Origin of the sequence: Streptococcus sp. HMSC065E03 (assembly GCF_001815045.1) — a bacterium.
Classification (GTDB): Bacteria; Bacillota; Bacilli; order Lactobacillales; family Streptococcaceae; genus Streptococcus; species Streptococcus parasanguinis_AD.
The window spans coordinates 467,734-484,817 of the sequence record NZ_KV818853.1 but is presented as its reverse complement, the minus strand read 5'-3'; the positions used below and the strand labels follow the sequence as shown (position 1 = coordinate 484,817).

General features: G+C 41.9%; 16 protein-coding genes and 1 pseudogene. 14 read left to right on the top strand and 3 right to left on the bottom strand.

Features of this window, described 5'->3' with window-relative positions; translation table 11 throughout:
- Positions 1-91, bottom strand: a pseudogene (locus HMPREF3002_RS10740) (VOC family protein); the annotation flags it as partial.
- A gap of 107 nt (positions 92-198) precedes the next feature.
- On the opposite strand from HMPREF3002_RS10740, the gene HMPREF3002_RS09090 reads away from it, so the two are divergent.
- Positions 199-822, top strand: a complete 624-nt coding sequence (locus HMPREF3002_RS09090) for a hypothetical protein (RefSeq protein ID WP_003006259.1) — start codon at positions 199-201, stop codon at positions 820-822.
- 233 nt (positions 823-1,055) lie between these two features.
- Here the strand turns inward: HMPREF3002_RS09090 and HMPREF3002_RS09085 are convergent, their stop codons facing one another.
- A complete protein-coding gene (locus HMPREF3002_RS09085) occupies positions 1,056-1,442 on the bottom strand; it encodes a bleomycin resistance protein (RefSeq protein ID WP_037607806.1) in 387 nt (128 codons plus the stop codon).
- Positions 1,443-1,453: 11 nt separating this feature from the next.
- Positions 1,454-2,281, bottom strand: a complete 828-nt coding sequence (locus tag HMPREF3002_RS09080) for an exodeoxyribonuclease III (protein WP_070666319.1) — start codon at positions 2,279-2,281, stop codon at positions 1,454-1,456.
- Positions 2,282-2,416: 135 nt separating this feature from the next.
- Here HMPREF3002_RS09080 and HMPREF3002_RS09075 point away from each other — a divergent pair, with 135 nt between their 5' ends.
- The 13 genes from HMPREF3002_RS09075 (at position 2,417) to HMPREF3002_RS09015 (ending at position 16,633) form a co-directional block, all read left to right on the top strand.
- On the top strand, positions 2,417-2,869 hold the full coding sequence (locus HMPREF3002_RS09075; protein ID WP_003011710.1) for a DUF3290 family protein: 453 nt from the start codon (positions 2,417-2,419) through the stop codon (positions 2,867-2,869).
- Entirely contained in the window at positions 2,866-3,498 is a 633-nt protein-coding gene (locus tag HMPREF3002_RS09070) for a DUF421 domain-containing protein (protein ID WP_003006271.1), read from the top strand. Before HMPREF3002_RS09075 ends, HMPREF3002_RS09070 begins: the two co-directional genes overlap by 4 nt.
- A gap of 421 nt (positions 3,499-3,919) precedes the next feature.
- A complete protein-coding gene (gene pbp2b, locus HMPREF3002_RS09065; protein WP_070666316.1) occupies positions 3,920-5,971 on the top strand; it encodes a penicillin-binding protein PBP2B in 2,052 nt (683 codons plus the stop codon).
- A 10-nt stretch (positions 5,972-5,981) separates the two neighbouring features.
- On the top strand, positions 5,982-6,578 hold the full coding sequence (gene recR / locus HMPREF3002_RS09060; RefSeq protein ID WP_003002450.1) for a recombination mediator RecR: 597 nt from the start codon (positions 5,982-5,984) through the stop codon (positions 6,576-6,578).
- 76 nt (positions 6,579-6,654) lie between these two features.
- Positions 6,655-7,701 carry a D-alanine--D-alanine ligase gene (locus HMPREF3002_RS09055; protein WP_049473174.1) on the top strand — a complete coding sequence of 349 codons (1,047 nt, stop codon included), beginning with the start codon at positions 6,655-6,657 and terminating at the stop codon, positions 7,699-7,701.
- Between the two features lie 273 nt (positions 7,702-7,974).
- Positions 7,975-9,342 (top strand): UDP-N-acetylmuramoyl-tripeptide--D-alanyl-D-alanine ligase, encoded by a 1,368-nt coding sequence (murF, locus tag HMPREF3002_RS09050; protein WP_070666313.1) that lies wholly within the window; start codon positions 7,975-7,977, stop codon positions 9,340-9,342.
- A gap of 59 nt (positions 9,343-9,401) precedes the next feature.
- Positions 9,402-10,097, top strand: coding sequence for a YwaF family protein (locus HMPREF3002_RS09045; protein ID WP_070666310.1), 696 nt, complete (start codon positions 9,402-9,404; stop codon positions 10,095-10,097).
- Between the two features lie 28 nt (positions 10,098-10,125).
- On the top strand, positions 10,126-10,812 hold the full coding sequence (locus HMPREF3002_RS09040) for a YwaF family protein (RefSeq protein ID WP_070666307.1): 687 nt from the start codon (positions 10,126-10,128) through the stop codon (positions 10,810-10,812).
- 13 nt (positions 10,813-10,825) lie between these two features.
- Positions 10,826-11,506 (top strand): YwaF family protein, encoded by a 681-nt coding sequence (locus HMPREF3002_RS09035; protein WP_003006294.1) that lies wholly within the window; start codon positions 10,826-10,828, stop codon positions 11,504-11,506.
- A gap of 58 nt (positions 11,507-11,564) precedes the next feature.
- Positions 11,565-13,490, top strand: a complete 1,926-nt coding sequence (locus HMPREF3002_RS09030) for a DUF2207 domain-containing protein (RefSeq protein ID WP_070666304.1) — start codon at positions 11,565-11,567, stop codon at positions 13,488-13,490.
- Positions 13,491-13,675: 185 nt separating this feature from the next.
- A complete protein-coding gene (locus HMPREF3002_RS09025) occupies positions 13,676-15,223 on the top strand; it encodes a peptide chain release factor 3 (RefSeq protein ID WP_023917622.1) in 1,548 nt (515 codons plus the stop codon).
- Between the two features lie 80 nt (positions 15,224-15,303).
- Complete coding sequence (locus HMPREF3002_RS09020) at positions 15,304-15,684, top strand: PH domain-containing protein (protein ID WP_003015210.1); 381 nt, start codon at positions 15,304-15,306, stop codon at positions 15,682-15,684.
- A 40-nt stretch (positions 15,685-15,724) separates the two neighbouring features.
- Entirely contained in the window at positions 15,725-16,633 is a 909-nt protein-coding gene (locus HMPREF3002_RS09015; RefSeq protein ID WP_070666301.1) for a magnesium transporter CorA family protein, read from the top strand.
- Positions 16,634-17,084 lie beyond the last annotated feature (451 nt).

Sequence of the window (17,084 nt, the reverse complement as noted above, 5' to 3'; positions counted from 1 at the left end):
ATTCACTAAATCTTAAAAAATAGCCATCTGGATCTAAAACTGCAAATTCATGAGGATAGATATACTGTTCACCAACACGAAATTTTCTTTTGTTATACCCTATGCTTTTTAGTGAAAGCGTTTCCTGTTTTAATTTAAATAAACTATAAAAAATGATATAATACATGTGAGTCAACCACTTTAAGGAGAACAATCCTGATGAAAAACAAAATAATATTAAGCTCTGTAATGCTTCTATCTGCATTTATACTAGCAGCATGCGGAAACGGAGAGAAGAAAGCAGCAGAAACTACGGCTGCATCAACGACAAAAGCTCAAACAACAACTCCTGGGTCTTCTTCTGGGTCAAAAGAAATATCCCTTGCAGATACTCAACGTATCGGAAATGAAAAATTTGGTTATATCAATATCCCTAAAGATTGGGTCGTATACAATGACAAAACTCAAAGTAGCCAAACGCTCAAATATTCATCACCAGACAAACACAATGCGTTAATAATGGGCTCAAACACTAAAGATACTGTTGAACTTGGCCCCAACGAAACCTTTGACGCAGAGTTATTTGCGAACCGTTTATATAGCTCATTCGGAAAACACAAAAATCGAACTAGTATAGAAGGTGTAAAAGCTATATTTGCCGGTGGGGACGCTTTCTTAATAAAAGTAACAGTTAAAGATGGGAGTACTTTATACGTATGGGTATTCCAAAAAGGAGATAAAGTATACACAATCATAATCCAAGGTTCAGAAGATATGATTAAATCCTTAAGACCTGTTCTCGAGCAATCTTGGGGATTAGATCCAAATATTCCTGGGAAATAATCCCCAAAAGACTAAAAGAGAGTGGGACAGAAATTGGTAATTCGTTAGAATTCGATTTCGTCGTCCCTCCTTCGCACAGTTGAGTAGGGCTGTAAAAGCTGATGAAATCAGCGTAGTAGAGCCCATCAACCACTGCGTCTTGCTCGACAATCCAAAAATAATTGAGAGGCTAGGACTTTTGTCCCAGTCTCTTTCTTTTTTTGTTTCTTTTTCTACTCTAGTGATCTATTTTCTTATTCACTAAATCTTAAAAAATAGCCATCTGGATCCAGAACTGCAAATTCATGAGGATAGATATAATGATCACCAACACGAAATTTTCTTTTAATTAATGGGCGATGAATTGGATAGTTAGACTCGATTACTTTTTGATAGAGTCTAGGGACATCTTTTATGCCGAAGGAGATATTAACTCCACGACCAAAGGGGTAGGTCAGTTCAGCTAGTTCCTCCTTACTCCCCTCCTCTATCATGAGCTGGCACTCTTCAAGAGAAAGAAAGAGGAAGTTCTCTTCTGGTCGCCCGTATTCGATGGTAAAACCCAGTAAATCACAGTAGAAGGAACGGGACTGCTCTATATTCGATACAATAAACTCAGGAATCACTGCATTGAAATTCATAAAGAACATCCTTACAAATCAATTTCTAATACAATTGGTGTATGATCTTGACGAGCGCCTGAGTCAATCATATCTGATTTAGTGACCTTGTCAGCAATGCGGTTTGAGGTCAACCAATAGTCGATTCTCCAGCCTGTGTTGTTGATTTTTGATGTCTTGCTACGTTGTGCCCACCAAGTGTAGCGTTCTGGGACATCACCATGGACATGGCGGAAGGTATCTGTAAATCCTTTGGCTAAAAGATTTGTAAATCCTTCGCGTTCTTCGTCTGTGAAACCTGGTGAACGGCGGTTGCTGGCAGGGTTGGCGAGGTCGATTTCCTTGTGAGCGACATTGTAGTCACCTGTAGCAAGAACAGGCTTTTGCTTGTCTAGTTCAGTCAAGTATTCCGCATATTTGACATCCCAGACTTGACGTTCTTCCAAACGTTTGAGTCCATCACCAGCGTTAGGTGTGTATACCTGTGTAACGAAAAATTTATCAAATTCCAAGGTAATGATCCGACCTTCCAAGTCCATGGTCGAAGGAGCTCCGATCTCTGGGAAAGTCACAACTGGAGTAAGCTCTTTTTTATAGAGGAACATGGTTCCAGCGTAGCCTTTGCGAGCTGGCTCTTGAGAAGAGCGCCAAGTGTTTTCATATTGAGGGAAGAGCTCCTCAAGGATTTCGAGGTGTTTTTTAGTAGGACCTTTGGCGGATAACTTGGTTTCTTGAATGGCAATGATATCCGCATCCTCAGCAACCAAGGTTTGGAGGACTTCTTGAGAGAGTTTGGCGCGTGCTGAATCACTAGTTAATGCAGCATTAAGCGAGTCGATATTCCATGAAATGAGTTTCATTGTATTTCCTTTTCTTGACATGATAGATTACTTTATTATAACAAAAAATATATTTTTTTCTGATTAGAATGCCTTGAATTCTCTCCTGAAATACATTATAATAGCTTGAATTCATTTGGAGAAAGGGAGTTCATTATGAAATTTTACTCTTATGATTATGTATTGAGTCAGATCAGTCAGCAAAATTGGGTGACCATTGGGATCTCTGGTTTGCTCATTCTACTGACTGGTTTTTTTGCGGTGAAAGCCTATCGGGATAAGCACGATAGCAAATTCCGTGAATTATCCATTATCTCGATTTTGACTCTGGTTGCAGTGGTCTTGATCGGCATCAGCAGTTTCCAAAATAGCCAAAGTAATAATGACCAATTTCAACGTTCTCTGCATTTTATTGAGGTCATCTCAAAGGAGTTGGATGTCAAAAAAGAAGACGTCTATGTCAATACTTCAGCAGCCACAGATGGGGCGATCCTGAAGGTTGGAGAGGTTTATTACCGAGCTATCGCAGGATCTGACCCAGATAGCTACCTATTAGAAAAGATGGATCTGTATAAAACAGACGTGGAACTTGTGGAGGTGAACAAATGATAGTAAATTTTTTAAACATCTTGATTAAATTAGCTTTGGGCTTGATTTCCTTGGTATTTGTCATCAATGTGACCGGGAAAGGAAACTTAGCACCAAATTCTGCAGTAGACCAGATACAGAACTTTGTTCTTGGGGGCATTATTGGTGGGGTCATCTACAATAGCTCCATTACCATTCTTCAATACATTGTGATTCTCTTAATGTGGACTATTTTGATCTTGCTCTTAAAATGGCTCAATACCAATGTTCGTTTTATGAAGCACTTGATTGATGGAAAACCAACTGTCATCATTAAAAATGGGAAACTGGATCCGGAAGCGTGTCGTTCCAAAGGACTTTCTGCTTCAGATGTTGCTTTGAAACTACGTGGACAAGGGATTTTTCAATTAAAAGATGTGAAGCGCGCTGTTATTGAACAAAATGGTCAATTGATCGTTGTCCGTGCGGGGGATGAGAATCCTAAATACCCAATCATTATGGATGGTGTGGTTCAGCTTGAAATTTTGGAAACAATTGGGAAAAGTGAAGAGTGGTTGCTAGCTGAATTGGAAAAAGAAGGCTATGACAACGTTTTGGATATTTTCATTGCTGAGTATGACAAAGGAAAAATCAATGTTGTGACTTATTAGAAAAAAAGATTGGGCGAGCATGTCCAATCTCAAATTGAAGACAAAATAGTCTTAAAAACTTTCCTTAGGTGAGTACGGACGTCAGCGAACTTCTACGAAGTTCCATGACTTAGTTTTGAACCTAAAGTTTCAAAACTCCCGAGTTCCTGAAACAATTGTGTTTCAGGAACTTTTCTCACGGCGGAAAGTTTCGACATATGCTTGAATAAGCTTAAAAATTAAAAATCAATATTTTTTCAACCACCTCACATAAGGTTGTACATGTAAAAAAGTTTGTGTTAATTTCAAGATTGGGCGAGCAGGTCCAATCTTTTTTCTTCATAAAATTCCAGGAAAGGTCCCTTCCTTTTCTTGAGATACTCTTGGAAAAATAGTAAAATGGAAGGTAAGTGTTGATTAGAAAAGAAGGATAGAACATTTCATGAAGAAGAAAATACGGAAGTTTGAGAATCATTCGATAACACGCAGACTCTATCTGCTGTTTAGTTTGATTTGCCTTCTTTTTTTGGTTCTGATTGCCCGACTTGGCTATATGCAGATCTCTCACCAAGCCTACTATACGGATAAATTGGCAAAAGCTACCAAAAAGACGGTCAAACAAGGGAGTGTGCGAGGGCAAATCTATGATGCTTCTGGTAAGCCCTTGGTGGAAAATGTGGGAAAACAAGTCCTGACTTTTACGCGCGATCGTAAAATGACGGCCCAAGAAATGCGAGAGACAGCTGGGAAACTCCTGCAGTATGTCGACGTAGAAAATCCTCAAGTAACCGAACGGCAAGAAGTGGATTACTATCTAGCCAATACCAAGGTCTACCAAGAGGTCGTGGAACACCTGCCTGAGAAAAAGAAATTTGATACTGATGGCAATCGTCTACCAGAAGCTAAAATCTATCAAGCGGCAGTGGACAGCATTGACCCTTCAAAACTCGGTTACACAGATGATGAGAAAAAGATTATCTATCTTTATAGCCAAATGAATGCTGTGGAGAATTTTGCGACGGGGATTATTTCGACGCAAGCACTAGGAGCTGAGCAGATTGCGACCATCGCGGCTGACAGTCGGGACCTTCCTGGAATTGCGATCACGACCAGCTGGGACCGCAAGGTTTTGGATACTCCTTTAGCTTCTATCATCGGAACGGTTTCGACTGAGCAGGCAGGACTTCCAGCAGAAGAAGTCGAGGAATATGTCAAAAAAGGTTATGCCCTCAATGACCGGGTTGGAACATCTTATCTCGAAAAGGAATACGAAAACGTCCTTCAAGGAAAACGCAGTGAAAAAGAAATTCTCCTAGATAAAAATGGCAACATGGATAAAGTTGTAGACATTTCAAAAGGAGCTAAGGGAGAAAACCTCAAGCTCTCGATTGACTTGGATTTCCAAAAAGGGGTGGAAGATATTCTCCGCTCCGCCTTTAGCGCAGAGTTGCAAGCTGGAAATGCGACCTACTCCGAAGGTGTCTATGCTGTAGCCCTTGAGCCTGATACAGGGAAAGTCCTTGCCATGGCAGGGATCAAACACCAGGCTGGTAGTCAAGATTTATCAACCGATGCTTTGGGAACAGTCACCAATGTTTTCGTCCCAGGATCGGTCGTTAAAGGAGCAACCTTGACTTCAGGATGGGAAAATGGTGCCATTTCCGGCAATCAGGTACTGACCGATCAGCCCATTGTTTTTGCAGGATCAGCTCCTATCAATTCTTGGTTTACCCAATACGGCAGTCGCTCCATCAATGCAGTAGAAGCTTTGGAATATTCTTCTAATACCTACATGGTCCAGATTGCTCTTAAGATGATGGGGCAACCCTACACTCCCAATATGACCTTACAAGTGGATCAGGTGGACCCTGCAATGAAAAAATTGCGTTCTACTTTTGCAGAGTATGGTCTTGGAACATCAACGGGGATTGACCTTCCCAATGAATCGACTGGTTTTATTCCAAAAGACTACACAGTCGGCAATTATTTGACCAATGCCTTTGGCCAGTTTGACAACTACACCCCTATGCAATTGGCTCAGTATGCGGCAACCGTTGCAAATGATGGGAAGCGGGTGAGTCCTCATGTCGTCGAAGGCATCTATGACAATAATGATCAAGGTGGCCTCGGTCAGTTGAAAAAAGCGATCGAAGCCAAGGAGCTCAATCAAGTCCATATCTCAGCGGAGAACATGGCTTTGATCAAGCAAGGGTTTTACCAAGTGGCCAATGGTACGAGTGGGTTGACGACAGGAAAAACCGTTGGTCGTGGGGCCAGTGTGCCCATCAGTGCAAAGACTGGTACAGCTGAAACTACTGTCGATGGAGGCAAACAAGCCATTAATACCAATGTGGTGGCGTATGCACCATCGAATAATCCAAAGATTGCGGTAGCGGTGGTCTTTCCACATAATACCAATCTACAGGCGACGGTTAGTCATTCCATTACGCGTGACATTATTAACTTATACAATCAGAAACACCCCATGAATTAGAAAGGAAACTATGCTTTATCCAGCACCTATTGCAAAATTAATTGACAGCTATTCCAAGTTGCCAGGAATTGGGATCAAAACAGCGACCCGTTTGGCTTTTTACACCATTGGTATGTCAGATGATGATGTCAATGAATTTGCCAAGAACTTACTCAATGCCAAGCGCGAGCTAGGGTATTGCAGTATTTGTGGCAATTTAACCGATGAAGAAACCTGCGAGATTTGTCGAGATGAAACGCGGGATCCATCCCTCATACTTGTTGTAGAAGATAGCCGGGATGTATCTGCTATGGAAAATATCCAGGAATACCATGGCCGTTACCATGTCTTGCATGGCTTGATCTCGCCCATGAATGGCGTGGGACCCGATGATATCAATCTCAAGAGTTTGATTAGTCGCTTGATGGATGGAACAGTCACAGAGGTCATTGTTGCGACCAATGCGACAGCAGACGGGGAAGCAACATCTATGTATATCTCGCGCGTGCTCAAGCCAGCAGGGATCAAAGTGACACGTTTGGCACGTGGTCTGGCAGTTGGAGCCGATATCGAGTATGCGGACGAAGTGACCTTGCTTCGCGCGATTGAAAATCGGACAGAATTATAAGAGAAGTTCTTTCGAAAGGGCTATCATTGTGGTATACTATCAAGTAAGAAATCAAGGGAACAATTAGGGAGAAACTATGAGTAAACAAGACTTAATCCTGTTGTATGGTGGACGTAGTGCAGAACGTGAAGTTTCTGTTCTTTCAGCAGAAAGCGTGATGCGCGCGATTGATTACCAAGCATTTTCGGTTCAAACCTACTTTATTACGCAGTCAGGAGACTTCATCCAGACGCAAGCTTTTGAAGAGAAACCAGCGGATGATGAGAAATTGATGACCAATGAGACAGTGGACTGGTCTAAAAAAGTGGCACCATCTGCGATTTACAAGGAAGGAGCAGTAGTCTTTCCAGTTCTTCATGGACCAATGGGAGAAGATGGTTCCATTCAAGGCTTCTTAGAAGTCTTGAAGATGCCTTATGTTGGCTGTGGTATCCTAGCTTCTAGTGTTGCGATGGACAAGATCACGACCAAACGGGTCTTGGAGTCTGCAGGGATTCCACAAGTTCCTTATGTAGCTGTAGTGGAAGGCGATGACTTGGAGGAGAAAATTGCTACAATTGAAGCTAATCTCCCTTATCCTGTCTTTACCAAACCATCCAATATGGGTTCAAGCGTAGGGATTTCAAAATCTGAAAACCAAACAGAACTTCGGGCTGCTCTCGAATTGGCCTTCAAATACGATAGCCGTGTCTTGGTAGAGCAAGGAGTCAATGCGCGTGAGATCGAAGTTGGACTGCTTGGAAACTATGATGTGAAGAGTACCTTGCCAGGTGAAGTTGTGAAAGATGTGGCCTTCTATGATTATGATGCCAAATACATCGACAACAAAATTACCATGGCGATTCCGGCTCAATTGGACCCTGAGGTTGTGAAAACCATGCGGACCAACGCAGAAAAAGCCTTTCGTGCGATCGGTGGTCTAGGTTTAGCACGTTGTGATTTCTTCTATACCGATAAAGGAGAGATCTTCTTAAACGAACTCAATACCATGCCAGGATTTACTCAATGGTCTATGTATCCCTTGCTTTGGGACAATATGGGACTCAACTATACAGATTTGATTACCAAGTTAGTAGAGCTTGGAAAAGAAGTCTTCCAAAAACACGAAGCGCATTTGTTGTAAGCAAAGAGAGAGTGGGACAGAAATCGGTAATTCGTTAGAATTCGATTTCGTCGTCCCTCCTTCGCACAGTTGAGTAGGGCTGTAAAAGCTGATGAAATCAGCGTAGTAGAGCCCCTTAACCACTGCGTCTTGCTCGACAATCCAAAAACAATCAAGAGGTTAGGACTTCTGTCCCAGCCACTTTTTTTGTGGTCTAGAATATGGTATAATGAGAAGAATTTGATAGGAGCGTCCAAATTTTTGAAGACGCTACGGAGAACTGAGGAGTCGGATATGAATCTCACATTACATGAAGTTGCTCATCTAGTACATGCAAAAAATGATATCAGCCAATTTGAAGATGTGGCCCTCGTCAAGCCTGAATTTGACAGCCGTTTGATTGGGCCTGGAGATCTGTTTGTTCCTTTAAAGGGAGCGCGTGATGGTCATGACTTTATTGAGACTGCTTTTGAAAATGGAGCTGTAGCCACTTTTTCAGAGAAAGTGGTAGAAGGCCACCCTTATATTTTGGTGGAAGATGTATTGAGCGCTTTTCAAACACTAGCTGCAGCCTATCTTCAAAAGACAAAAGTGGATGTTTTTGCAGTGACGGGGTCAAATGGTAAAACCACCACAAAAGATATGTTGGCACAGCTTTTGTCCACTACTTACCTGACCTATAAAACACAAGGGAACTATAATAACGAAATTGGTCTGCCTTATACGGTTTTGCATATGCCAGAAGGGATAGACAAACTCGTCCTTGAAATGGGGCAAGACCATCTAGGAGATATCCATCTCTTGTCAGAACTGGCGCATCCAAAAGCTGCTATTGTCACCTTGATTGGGGAAGCCCATTTGGAATTCTTTAAAGATCGAAGTGAGATCGCAAAAGGAAAACTCCAGATTGCGGACGGGATGCCAGAAGGCGGTCTTCTGGTAGTTCCAGCTGATCCGATCGTCAATGCCTACCTCCCTGAAAATCAAACAGTCGTTCGCTTTGGGCCAGACGAGGAGATTTTTATTACTGAGTTAATTGAGCGAAAGGATAGCTTAACTTTCCGAGCTAATTTCTTAGAAGAAGCGATTGATCTTCCGGTAACAGGAAAATACAATGCGACCAATGCCATGATTGCAGCTTATGTTGCTTTGAAAGAAGGAGTGAGTGAAGCTGCGATTCGTGACAGTTTTGAAACCTTGCAATTGACGCGCAACCGGACAGAATGGAAGAAGGCCAGTAACGGAGCGGATATCCTATCCGATGTCTACAATGCCAATCCAACGGCTATGCGCCTAATCTTAGAAACTTTCTCTACCATTCCTGCTAATCCAAATGGTCGAAAATTAGCCGTCCTGGCAGATATGAAAGAACTAGGGGAGCAATCCATTGATCTGCACAATCAAATGATCCTCAGCCTGTCGCCGGATGTTTTGGATACGGTTATTTTCTACGGCCAAGACATTGCAGGATTGGCTCAGTTAGCGAGCCAGATGTTCCCACTCGGACATGTCTATTATTTCAAGAAGACAGCTGAGGAAGATCAGTTTGAGGACATGGTCAAACAAGTCAAGGAAAGCTTGAAAGAGCAAGACCAAATCCTTATCAAGGGAAGCAATTCCATGAATCTGGCAAAATTGGTAGAGGAGTTGGAGAAAGCCTAGTGAAAAGAGAGGATTCATCTCTCCAAGGATAGGCTATTATAAACTAAAGGAATGTGAAAATGACACTTTGGGATTTATTGTTTACGAACCAAAAATCAGCCCCGCCTGAGTTTGGACTCTGGTATGTTTTCCTACCAGCTTCCTTGTTGGTGGTTGGCTACTTTTCTATCAAATATGCACAGTCTAAAAGCTACCAACGCTTTTGGTATTGGGCGCAGTTGATCCAAGTCTTGACTATTAATGCTTGGTATATTCTCGCCCACATGCCTTTGACGGATAATTTGCCTTTCTATCATTGCCGCTTGGCCATGCTTGCGATCCTCTTTGCGCCTAGAGGGACCTATATCAAGCAATATTTTGCCTTGTTGGGTGTTCTAGGATCCATTGCGGCTTTGGTTTATCCGGCCTTTGACCCCTTCCCATTCCCTCATATTACTGTACTCAATCTGATTTTTAGTCACTGGGCTTTGTTTGCCAATAGTTTGATTTACCTGCAGGATTTTTACCAGTCGGAAAAACAGGACACCTTACGAATTGTTAAGATCACCTTTGGTATGAATGCAGTCATCTTTTTGGTCAATCTCTTGACAAGTGGAGATTACGGCTTCTTAAAGCGTCCACCAATCATTGGAGACCATGGTTCTCTCTTAAACTACCTCTTGGTCAGCATCGTGATGGTGGCTGGTATTTGCTTGGTCAACCAGCGCTACAAATACAAGATGGCTGAAGAGACTGTTGTTTCGCGTTCGGAATAGAAAAAAGAGTAGATGAGGGAAAAAAATCATGGCACTTTGGAACTTATTTTTCACTAGTCAACCAACATCCCCTCCTCAATTGGGGGTCTGGTATTTCTTATTGCCGACTTCTTTGGTAGTGGTGGGAGTTCTGTCCGTTCGATTTGCTCACTCCAAAAGCTACCAAACCTTTTGGTATTGGGGACAGTTGATCCAGTTGCTGATTATCAACGCTTGGTATCTAGCTGCTCGCTTGCCTCTTTCAGAGAGTCTTCCTTTCTATCATAGCCGGATGGCCATGTGGATCATTCTTTTGGCGCCCAAGGGCAGCTTCAAACAATATTTTGCCCTTGTGGGAGTCTTTGGCTCCATTATGGCCTTGGTTCATCCTGTTTTTTATCCCTACCCTTTTCCTCACGTTTCCTCGATCAACAATGTCTTTGGTCACTGGGCCCTCTTGGCCAACTGTTTGATCTATCTGGTTCAATCCTACCAGGTGGAAGAAGGGGCTGTTTGGAAGATCTGTCAGATGACTTTTGGAGTCAATGCTATTATTGTTCTAGCCAACCTTGTAACGGGCGGAAACTATGGCTTTCTGCGTCGGCCACCTGTGCTAGGAGACCATGGCCTTGTGCTCAACTATTTCATCGTGACAGTCCTAATGACGGGGACACTGATCCTCATCAATACGATCGTTCAGTACAGTAAGAAAAGAAGAATACCTGAATCTGTTTAAATAAGGAGACTTTATGCATCATTTTTTCACTACAGAATCAACAGCACCACCAGCAATCTCAGCACTTTGGTATAGTGTGATGGTCTTGTTCGTTGTGACAGCGATCATGATGTCACTTCGCTATTATCAGAATGAGCAATTTCGCAAATGCTTTCAATACTTACAAGGCTTCCAGTTAATTTGCTTGTATCTTTGGTATTTTGCCTACCACATTCCTTGGTCCAACAGTTTACCATTTTATCATTGCCGCTTGGCCATGTTTGCGGTCTTGTTTTTACCAGACAGATGGAAAAGCAAACAGTTCTTTGCCTTGATGGGAGTGAGTGGAGCCATCTTTGCTTTGGGCTATCCAGTCTTTGATCCCTATACTTTCCCTCATATTACAAGCTTTTCTTTCCTCCTCGGACATTACTGTCTTTTAATCAATTCCTTGATTTATCTCTTGAGATGGTATGATCGAAACCTCTTAAAAAATAGTCAGATTGTTCTCTATACCTTTGCCTTAGATTTATTCCTGGTTGGAGTCAATCAATTGACGGGAGGAAATTATGGCTTGATGGCCCGCCCTCCGATTATGAGAGGGGATAAGGTGTGGCTCAATTATCTGGTTGTATCCAGTATTTTAGCCCTTGCTTTATTACTCTTTAATCAGTTCTTCAGTCGCAGAAGTGAGCGGGTGAAAGTGAGAAAATAACAAGTAGGAAGGTTGGGATATCTCGGTCTCAACCCTGTTTTATATCAAAGGAGAATATATGAAGCGTTTCTTGCTAATGATCTCCCTCGTTTGGAGTTTGTTTTGTACAATAACGACAGCACATGCAGATGATGAAGTTCGCTATTCGATTGAATCCTATGTAGGACACCTCCAATTGCAGGAAGATAGCCAAGCAACATTTACACAAGAGATTACCTATCAGTTTCAGACAGGCTATCATGGTCAATATGTGACCCTAGGAAGCGCAGATCCTCTTCCAAAAGGGTTTAAGATTCATCGTCATCCTGAGGTGGAAGCCTATGTGGATGGGGAAAAACGTGAGATTCGTGTAGAGGAGACAGACCTGGAAGATGGTCGGCAATTAAAAATATACAATGCCCGTATCGTCGGAGGAACGGTCAAGATCAAAGTAAAATGGAAGATTGATCATCTCTTGACTTTCTACAAGGATATTGCAGAACTGAATTGGTTTCCTATTTCAGATGGAGATGAGAAAGTCGCGAAATTAGATTTTTATGTAGATGGCTTGGATGCCAAGCAGGGAAAACTGTATGCCCATACTGGTTACTTTAATCCACCAGCCCAAGTCGAACGGACTGCAACTGGTTATCATATTTGGACAAAGGATTTTCCCAAAAATGGTAAGCTCGAACTGCATGCCTATTGGCCAATGACAGAGGCCCTGCGTCGAGACCAAGCAAATGAGATTGACAAGGGAAATGGAAAAGAGAAATTTCTCAAAAAAGAGAAATCCATTAAACAAAAAACGTTCCTCTATCGGACCCTTCTACTCAAGGTCGTTCCAATTGTATCGGTTCTTTTATTTATCCTAGCTTTCATTCCATGGATCCGGTATTTTATCAGTACCAGAACTCGTCGGATTGCAAAAGGAGTACGATTATACGAACCACCACAGAATTTACCTCCTCTTGTCCTAGCTAAGGCACTGTATCAACTTGATTTTGAACGGATGGTGATGTCTAGAGAGAAGGGGCAACTAAAATTTAATCATCTCATCCAGGCAACCATGTTAGATCTTATTGATCGAGGAAATCTTCGGTTGACTAGGGATGAAAATGGGGAAACCTTGACCTGTCTCCATTATGAAGGCTTGGCTGATTTTGAATTGAAGTTTATTGAAATGATCTTTGATCAAGAATCTCAAATCAATATCAGTGAAGTATTTTCAAGGTATAAAATCGACAAAGTAGCCCTAAAAAAAGACTTTCGAGCTGCTAAATCAGACACCCAACGAGACCGTATTCGAAAGGTCGGAAATGACGTTCAATCACTGTTAAAAAAAGATGCCCAGCAATTGTCAAAAGGGGTAGAGAAGGAGATTGCGAAATTAGGATTGCCTTCTTATTTTAGAGACTTATCTGAAAAAGAAGAAGCTTTTTCAAAAACAGGCTGTGCCTTACATTTTTGGCTCTTACTGATCTTATTTGTGAGCATGTGTTTCTTATCTTTTGGATTTGGTTCCCACCTATCTTCCTTCTATTTTTGGATGATTGTATTGTTGGTCGTTCTCTTCATTCCATTTTATATTCTTGTGAAAATTCGCGAAGAACATCTCCAATCCTTAGAAAACTTGGATTCACAATTCCAATGGATGGCCTTTCGAAATATGATCGAAAGTATTCCAAATTTCAACCAAGCAGAACTTGAGAGTGTCATCCTATGGAATCGTATCCTAGTCTATGCAACTATGTATGGTCAAGCTAAAAAAGTGAGTCAGGTACTCAAAAATCATCAGATTTCCTTACCATATGAGGATTGGGATGCTGTTGTTTGGATAACGACCTCTTCAAATTCCTTCCTAGACGGCTCTACCTTGATGAGTTATGCAGATGATTCCTATAGCGTTTCAAGCTTCTCTACTAACTCCTCAGATGGCAGTGGCGGTTTTGACGGCGGTGGCTTTTCTGATGGTGGCGGTGGCGGAGGATTTGGAGCCTTCTAACAGTCATGATAAGAGGACTAGAATCGACGGATTTTGGTCTTTCTTTTTGCTCTCAAAGAAGAATCATCGTTGAAAAAAGTGCCTATTTTCGCTATAATAGGACAGATAGAGAAATTGAGGAGAAATCCGATGTAGAGATGAATTTATAAATTTATCAAAAAATAAGAAGAGAAAGAATTAGGAACATGAACGTACAAGAAGAAATTAAAAAACGCCGTACCTTTGCCATCATCTCCCACCCGGATGCTGGTAAAACGACGATTACAGAGCAGTTGCTCTACTTTGGGGGAGAGATTCGGGAAGCTGGTACCGTAAAAGGAAAGAAAACAGGAAACTTTGCTAAATCTGACTGGATGGACATCGAGAAACAACGTGGGATTTCGGTAACCTCATCTGTCATGCAGTTTGACTACGATGGCAAGCGCGTTAATATCCTAGATACCCCAGGGCACGAGGACTTCTCAGAAGATACTTATCGGACCTTGATGGCGGTGGATGCTGCCGTCATGGTGGTAGACTCTGCCAAAGGGATTGAGGCTCAAACCAAGAAATTGTTTGAGGTTGTGAAACACCGTGGCATTCCCGTCTTTACCTTTATGAATAAGCTAGACCGGGACGGTCGTGAGCCACTGGATCTCTTGCAAGAATTGGAAGAAGTCTTAGGCATCGCGAGTTACCCGATGAACTGGCCGATTGGGATGGGGAAGGCCTTTGAGGGACTCTATGACCTCTATAACCAACGCTTGGAACTCTATAAAGGAGACGAGCGTTTTGCGAGTCTAGAAGACGGAGACAAGCTCTTTGCTAACAATCCTTTCTACGAGCAAGTGAAAGACGACATCGAACTCTTGCAAGAAGCTGGGAATGAATTCTCAGAAGAAGCCATCCTTGCGGGTGAATTAACACCAGTCTTCTTCGGATCCGCTTTGACGAACTTTGGGGTACAGACTTTCTTGGAAACCTTCTTGAAATTTGCTCCAGAACCACACGGACACAAGAAAACAGACGGTGAACTTGTCGATCCTTACGATAAGGATTTCTCAGGCTTTGTCTTTAAAATCCAAGCCAATATGGACCCTCGTCACCGTGACCGGATTGCCTTTGTGCGGATCGTATCTGGCGAATTTGAGCGTGGCATGAGCGTCAACCTGCCTCGTACCGGTAAGGGCGCTAAGTTATCTAACGTGACTCAATTTATGGCCGAAAGCCGTGAAAATGTCAGCAATGCTGTAGCAGGAGACATCATCGGGGTTTACGATACCGGGACTTATCAGGTTGGAGATACTTTGACAGTGGGCAAAAACAAGTTTGAATTTGAACCCCTGCCAACCTTTACGCCTGAAATCTTCATGAAAGTGTCAGCTAAGAACGTCATGAAGCAAAAATCCTTCCACAAAGGGATTGAGCAATTGGTGCAAGAAGGAGCTATTCAGCTCTATACCAACTACCAAACAGGTGAATACATGCTTGGTGCCGTTGGTCAACTTCAGTTTGAAGTCTTTAAGCACCGGATGGAAAATGAATACAATGCCGAAGTGGTCATGAGCCCAATGGGTAAAAAGACCGTTCGCTGGATCAAACCAGAAGACTTAGATGAGCGCATGTCTTCAAGCCGAAACATCTTGGCCAAGGACCGCTTTGACCAACCAGTCTTCCTCTTTGAAAACGACTTTGCCCTCCGTTGGTTTGCGGATAAGTATCCAGACGTTGAGCTGGAAGAAAAGATGGGGTAAGGAACGTTTTCAAAACTGATCCATAACAATAGAAATAAGAAAACGGAAGCTTATCTGTTTTCGCTTTTAAAGGAGAAATGATGGGATTACTAAGTGGTTTGATGGGCAATGCCTCTCAAAAGAATGTTGATAAAGTAGAAAGAGATCTGGAAGATATCTTGGTGCCGGGAGAGCAAGTCACACTTGCTTTTAGCTTGATTCGTGATTTAATCGTCTTTACAGAGTTTCGTTTGATCTTGGTGGATAAGCAAGGAGTAACAGGAAAGAAAACTTCCTACAAATCCCTTCCTTATCGCTCCATCTCTCGATTTTCAGTAGAAACTTCCGGTCATTTTGATTTGGATGCTGAATTAAAAATCTGGGTCTCTTCAGCAGTGGAACCTTCAGAAGTTTTACAATTCAAGAGTGACAACAGTGTCATTGAAATCCAGCAAGCATTAGCCAGTGCGGTCTTTAAATAAAAAATCATGTTGATAGAGAACAGTTGAGAAAGGAGACGGAATGTTTATCGATAAACAATTGGGTCAAGATCGGAAATGGATCAATATCGACTCGGATTTGATTGCTGAAAATTCATATCTTTATAAAAAATACGATATTGACAAAGAAACCATTGAGTACGCGATGGATAAGAACGAACGTGCCCATATGGATTACAATCGAGAAAACGGAACGATCACCTTTATCTACAATGTATTGGATTTAGAAAAGGACAAGGAATACTACGAAACCATCCCCATGACCTTTATCGTTCAAGATACGCGACTCGTGACCATCAGTAACCAGGACAATGCCTATATCATTGAACAAATGGTTCGTTATTTGGAAAGCCATGAGGAGCTGTCGATCTATAAGTTGCTTTTTGCAGGTCTTGAAATGATCAGTAATGCTTATTATCCGATTATTGATCGCTTAGATAAGCATAAAGATGAACTCAATCGTTTGCTTCGAAAGACAACGACGACAAAGAATCTTTATGCCCTGTCTGACCTTGAGACCGGTATGGTGTATCTGGTCGCGGCAGCCAAGCAAAATCGGATGTTGCTAGAACATATCAAAGCACATGTCATTTATCGCAGGATGAATGATGTTGAAAAAGAGCAGTTTGATGATGCCATGATCGAAGCGCGTCAGTTGGTTTCAATGACCGAGTTGATTTCCAATGTCTTACAGCAGTTGTCTGGATCATACAACAATATCCTAAACAACAACTTGAATGACAACTTGACAACCCTAACCATCTTTGAAGCCTTGTTGGCGGTCTTAGCCGTTATCACCGGTTTCTTCGGAATGAATATCCCTCTTCCTATGACAGAGGATCCCAATGCTTGGATCTATGTATCCCTATGTAGCTTTATATTATGGCTCATTTTGGCAAAGGTCATGCGTTGGATTGTGAAAAAAAGATAAAAAAAAGAGGCTTGGAGAAATCCGAGCCTCTTCGTATCTAGAATAATCTGAGAAATAGGAACCATCTAGACACCTGCCCTCCTCTCCAAAGAAGGGGCAGTGTGAATAGTTCATCGACTGTACAAAATCTTCTTGGAAATAGTAGGAATAGATTTAATAGTACTGAGTGGTTCTAAATAAATCAGAACTTAGAATAAATCGTTGAATCAGATAAAATGATCCTATTTCTTTATACAGAAATATTTTAGATACTAACTGTATTATACATATTTATTTGTAAAAACGCAAGATAAGAGTTACCAAAAAATAAAAGTTTTCCGATTTTTTTATACTCCAATGATGAAGTATATAAAATGGTCGCAAGAAGAAAACCAGTCCTGGCTAGGATTTGCGTCACTTTTCTGATTTCAAGCGATCCAGGATTTTTTCCTAAAAAATAAAATTAATCTCC

Coding starts and splice junctions, on each gene's coding strand:
- murF (WP_070666313.1), top strand. CDS start 7,975: ATGAATCTCACATTACATGAAGTTGCTCATCTAGTACATGCAAAAAAT.
- HMPREF3002_RS09030 (WP_070666304.1), top strand. CDS start 11,565: ATGAAGCGTTTCTTGCTAATGATCTCCCTCGTTTGGAGTTTGTTTTGT.
- HMPREF3002_RS09075 (WP_003011710.1), top strand. CDS start 2,417: ATGAAATTTTACTCTTATGATTATGTATTGAGTCAGATCAGTCAGCAA.
- recR (WP_003002450.1), top strand. CDS start 5,982: ATGCTTTATCCAGCACCTATTGCAAAATTAATTGACAGCTATTCCAAG.
- HMPREF3002_RS09035 (WP_003006294.1), top strand. CDS start 10,826: ATGCATCATTTTTTCACTACAGAATCAACAGCACCACCAGCAATCTCA.
- HMPREF3002_RS09040 (WP_070666307.1), top strand. CDS start 10,126: ATGGCACTTTGGAACTTATTTTTCACTAGTCAACCAACATCCCCTCCT.
- HMPREF3002_RS09070 (WP_003006271.1), top strand. CDS start 2,866: ATGATAGTAAATTTTTTAAACATCTTGATTAAATTAGCTTTGGGCTTG.
- HMPREF3002_RS09085 (WP_037607806.1), bottom strand. CDS start 1,442: ATGAATTTCAATGCAGTGATTCCTGAGTTTATTGTATCGAATATAGAG.
- HMPREF3002_RS09020 (WP_003015210.1), top strand. CDS start 15,304: ATGGGATTACTAAGTGGTTTGATGGGCAATGCCTCTCAAAAGAATGTT.
- HMPREF3002_RS09025 (WP_023917622.1), top strand. CDS start 13,676: ATGAACGTACAAGAAGAAATTAAAAAACGCCGTACCTTTGCCATCATC.
- pbp2b (WP_070666316.1), top strand. CDS start 3,920: ATGAAGAAGAAAATACGGAAGTTTGAGAATCATTCGATAACACGCAGA.
- HMPREF3002_RS09015 (WP_070666301.1), top strand. CDS start 15,725: ATGTTTATCGATAAACAATTGGGTCAAGATCGGAAATGGATCAATATC.
- HMPREF3002_RS09045 (WP_070666310.1), top strand. CDS start 9,402: ATGACACTTTGGGATTTATTGTTTACGAACCAAAAATCAGCCCCGCCT.
- HMPREF3002_RS09055 (WP_049473174.1), top strand. CDS start 6,655: ATGAGTAAACAAGACTTAATCCTGTTGTATGGTGGACGTAGTGCAGAA.
- HMPREF3002_RS09080 (WP_070666319.1), bottom strand. CDS start 2,281: ATGAAACTCATTTCATGGAATATCGACTCGCTTAATGCTGCATTAACT.
- HMPREF3002_RS09090 (WP_003006259.1), top strand. CDS start 199: ATGAAAAACAAAATAATATTAAGCTCTGTAATGCTTCTATCTGCATTT.